We start from the raw sequence: 4,517 nt of genomic DNA on the forward strand, positions 1-4,517 counted from the left end.
TCGGTGCGCCGGAAGTGCCAGGTGCCGTTGTTATTCTCGACGGGGTGTTCGGTGGCACTGTCACTGAATGTGAGTGTCAGCACAGCATCCGGCCAGCAGGTGCCATTGAGGTCGGGCGAGAGGCCATTTTCCACGGGCACGTTCATGACCGGGGCCAGCGGGGGGATGGTGACCTCGATTTCCTGCCAGGTCGGCGATTGCTGACCATCCTTGAATTGTCTGACTTTAACCTTGCGCTTGAACGTCGGCCCCCACTCCGTTGAGGCGGGGCTCGACCACACACCGCCGGACACAATCCTTTCTGAGGCCGCGGGTGAGTCGTCGGGATTCAGAATCTTCACCGTCGCCCCGTTGAAACCTTTACCCGAGAATACGGGCAGGTAGACCGGTGTGTAGGTGATATCGGTCGGGTCTGGAAGTATCAGGTTGACGGGGAAGATGTACAGCTGCGAGTCAATCCAGCCATTGTCACCGTCGGGAAACCGCTGGATAGCCTGCAGGCTGTAAGAACCGAATGGCCAATTTGTCGCGGTTGTGTTCCAGCTGCCTCCGTTCACCGGCGCAGGAGCCGGCGCTGTGACGTTGGGGCCGCTGACGACGGTGATCTGGACGGTTGCGCCGGTGTGGCCGCTGCCTTCGAACTTCACCGAGGTGTCGGTCGGGGTGGTGACGGTGACGGCGGTCAGTTTGGGGGGGCGGATTCTGAAGGCTCGGGGTGTGCTTCGATCCGATGGTGGTTTCCCGCTCACGACCTGAAGTGCAGCCAGCGATATATTGCCCACGGGCGCCGTAACGGAACAGCTCCAGCTAGCCCCCGTCAACGTGTTGGTTTGGCCCAACATTTCGTCCTGCGTATCTCTGAATACCTGAACGATGGCACCCGAATGCCCCTTGTTGCCGGTCACGGTAAAGGTCCTGTCTTGAACCGAACCGGCTGCCGGGCCGGTGATTTCTGGGGGATTGCGGAGAATCACGTTTACAGAAATATTGGGAGCCCAATCTGACGTCATACCATCGAGAGTCTCTTTGGCGGTGAATTGATGTGTACCCGGTGTCAACTGTTTGAACAAATACAGACTCCAGATGCCCGGCCAAATAACATAAGAAACATGATGAGGCACTAGTTCGCCCGAATGGCTCCGATAAATCTGAATCTGTGCTCCGATTTCACCTGCGCCAGAAAACACCGGCCAGCCTCCTACATCCTCACCTGACTTAGGCGCATTAATGACTGGTGGACGCACCCTAAGCCGTACACTGTGACGGCCCCAATAATCAAACCAAATATCGCCCTGAAACCAATAGAAGCCAACTAACGAAATGGTTGTTTCGTATCCACTAGCATCCTGACTATATGATAGTCGGTACACATGCCATTGATCATCTTGTATCGCAGGGTCAGCACTGACTCGGTGCTGGACGCCGTTATCGCCTATCATATAAAGAACACAACGCGGGAAGCCGCTAGATTTGGATCTATATTCCTTTGCCTGAATATTTATCCTCTGGTCCACCACTTCGTACTCAAGCTTAACACTTGCCATCACTCCATATTCATACGTCGCATCCAGAATCACCTCAGCAAGCACCCCATTGGTAGGGGCTACACTCGACACTGCAGAAACATCATTGGCTTTTTCGACACTTACGCCGTTATTTCCTTCTGATATTCCGGCGGCTTCGCCCTTTTTAATATCATCAGTGTCGTCATTGTCCATGATGCGCTCCCGATTAACTTTTTCAGTTGGCTCGTGCTGACAACAGAAATTCAGAGACCGTAAACACGCGAGCTTCAGCTTAAATACCGTCCCAGCGGGTGTTCCGATTAGCGTCGCAATCAAGAGACTCTCGATTGCAGTAAACGACAAGGCGCTGGACTGAACACCTGTCAAACCTGACAGTCCCGACCAGTGGCAGTATCTGTAAAAAAGTTTCTGGCTAACTAAAGCGTCTTGCGCAACGGACTACACATCCGCCAGAATCCGCCGGCTTGTGCACCTTGGCCTTGCCCCGTAATTTGATCCGCGTCGCTGACAACTCAGTGATCGGGTTTAGTCGCCCGGGCAGTAGTAGCGTGTGCACAAGCGTCATCCAGTCAGGCCCCCTATCCCTGCACTTGATGGTGGCTGTACGCAGGGCGCTCTCGGGCGCGCCGGTTTTGCTACTCCTCCCGGTCGACTAACCTGCGTACAGCCGCCACCCCTTCGTTTAGTCGCGAAAAGTGACGGCTCCATTATCTAAAGGAGCAGTAAATGATCAAACCAACTCCAAATCCGCCCCACACCGACCCGCTATCCCCCCAAGAAACCCTTGACGCCGAAAAGCTCGACCAAGCCGCCCAAAAAGCCCTGGACTACTACCTCAAGCCCAACCACGGCCAACCCGACGAGAAGCCTGCCAAACAACTCGATTACTTCATCGTCGCCCCCGACGCCGACCCCGAAGGCATGCTCGCCCACACCTACGAAACCTTCTGCTCGGTGAGCACGCTGATCCTGGATTTATCCGAAGACCTGGAAGGCGCCCCGCGCAACCTGGCCCTGGCGATTCACCAGATGGGCGAGATGGGGGTGTTGTTGCTGGAGAAGTTGCTGGATAACGAAGCGAAGGTTCAGCGCTAAGACGCTCTGAGCTGCCGAAGGCTCGGGCTTCGTTCGGACGATCTTTTGATCTTGATCCGAGGTTCTTTCGCTCAGGACTCAATTGCCTGGAAAAAGATCGCAGCCTCGTTGCACTCGGCAGCTCGGATGTCACATTTGGGGAACGTATAGGGCATCAAACCGATGCCGGGCCACAATCGTGGTCTCGCCTGCCAGTCCCGGCCTACAGGTTCTCCGCCGTTTCGCCGGCTTGCGCACATGTGCAGGGGCTGATTAATCAATTTTAGGTTTTCCGCATAAAAATCCGCAAAAATACTGAAATTAATCTATCGTACGACATCACAAAACCAAGCAACCACGGGCGCTATAGGCCGTTTTATTTTCCGCATAAATTTCCGCAGAAACTACCAAAAAAAATAGCCGTTGTGTTCTCTGGAAGCAAAAAAGATGATTACCTCGAAAACGTACCTTGACCCAGTGCTGCCAGAAAACCTGCCCGACTCGATCATTCAGGCCGCCGATCAGTTACCGCGTAAGGCAGAATTTCTTGCCGGACGGCTCGCCAATGAGACATCGAAGCAACTGGCGGGCCTGTTGCGCATCACCAATACCTACTACTCGAACCTGATCGAAGGGCATCGAACTGAGATCGCTGACCTCCAGGCTGCACGCACGATACCGAAACGGGAAAGAAAGGAGCTCAAAGAGCTTGCCGTGCAACACATGACGCAGCAGGAGGTGATGGAGCGGGTACTTCGCATGCGCCCAACAGATAGCTTCAGCGCTATGTTCGATCCCAAGTTGATCGCTACCATCCATCGTCGGCTGTTCATGGACGCTTCTGCGCAGGAACTGACCCTAGGCGATGGTCGCATGATGGAGCCCGGCAGACTGCGGGCCGAAGAGAATGAGCAGGTCCAGGTTGGCGCACATGTCGCTCCAGCTGCCGCAGCTGTATTGCCCATGCTTGAGCATCTGCAGCTGCATTACGGACGAATAATGGATCCGCGGCGCCAATTGATCGCTGCCCTGGCAGGTCATCACCGAGTGGCGCTTGTCCACCCCTTCCTTGATGGAAATGGCCGAGTGATTCGGATGCTCACCCACCTGCAACTTGTTCATCTCGGGCTAAAACCTTCCCTCTGGTCACTGTCTCGTGGTCTGGCTCGCAGGCAGGATGAGTACTATCGCTTCCTCGCTTTGGCTGATCGCCCTCGTGAAGGTGACTATGACGGGCGCGGTCAACTCTCACAGCGTCACTACTTCAACTTCATCGAGTTCATGCTAGATGTCTGCCACGACCAGATTGAATATATGACGACCTCACTGAACCCAGCCAGGCTGCGCGAGCAGGTTGTTCATGTGTTCTCAACGGATCCTGACCTTCGCCGTGCCGGTATCAGACCCACCAGTGCAGCCGCTGTGTTAGCTCTTCTCACCCAAGGTGCGATGCCGCGTGCGGAGTTCAAGGTGTTCACAGGTTTGAAGGATCGGCTTGCAACGGAAGAACTGGGCCGCTTGATCGAAGCGGGGATAGTGGTCAGTAATACCCCCAGATCCCGCACGGTGGAAGCGGGTTTGCCCGCACGCTTCGCCGGATTGATCTTTGCGAACCTGCATTTCCAAATGGGTTAAGTTGTGGCGGTGACTCAATGTGTTGTTGCTGGAGAAGTTGCCGGATAACGAAGCGAAGGTTCAGCGCTGAACGTTAAGCCGACTGAATAATTTCGTAGATGCGATGAAGAACCTGTGGGAGCGAGCTTGCTCGCGAAGGCGTCGGCACATTCAGCATTGATGCAAGCTGACCCACCACTTTGGCGAGCAAGCCCGCTCCCACAAGTTGGATTGAGGTCACCCCGCGACATGGACGAGTCCTCGAATTCGATAACGGCCCGGAGCGGCCCGACGAAGCCGTCA

At 55.1% G+C, this 4,517-nt stretch carries 2 protein-coding genes and 1 pseudogene; 2 read left to right on the forward strand and 1 reads right to left on the reverse strand.

The genetic code is table 11. From position 1 onward, the window contains the following. Positions 1–1,718, reverse strand: a pseudogene (locus MA884_RS27660) (hypothetical protein); the annotation flags it as partial. 534 nt (positions 1,719–2,252) lie between these two features. Between MA884_RS27660 and MA884_RS27665 the strand changes: the two are divergent. Then, on the forward strand, positions 2,253–2,621 hold the full coding sequence (locus MA884_RS27665; protein WP_256233471.1) for a DUF6124 family protein: 369 nt from the start codon (positions 2,253–2,255) through the stop codon (positions 2,619–2,621). A gap of 426 nt (positions 2,622–3,047) precedes the next feature. Further along, positions 3,048–4,235 carry a Fic family protein gene (locus MA884_RS27670; RefSeq protein WP_256233472.1) on the forward strand — a complete coding sequence of 396 codons (1,188 nt, stop codon included), beginning with the start codon at positions 3,048–3,050 and terminating at the stop codon, positions 4,233–4,235. Positions 4,236–4,517 lie beyond the last annotated feature (282 nt).

The organism is Pseudomonas sp. Q11 (genome assembly GCF_024494355.1).
In the GTDB taxonomy this organism is placed as follows: Bacteria; Pseudomonadota; Gammaproteobacteria; order Pseudomonadales; family Pseudomonadaceae; genus Aquipseudomonas; species Aquipseudomonas hefeiensis.

Bases quoted from the DNA above. Each gene is read 5' to 3' on its own strand.
- MA884_RS27670 (WP_256233472.1), top strand. From the start codon at position 3,048: ATGATTACCTCGAAAACGTACCTTGACCCAGTGCTGCCAGAAAACCTG.
- MA884_RS27665 (WP_256233471.1), top strand. From the start codon at position 2,253: ATGATCAAACCAACTCCAAATCCGCCCCACACCGACCCGCTATCCCCC.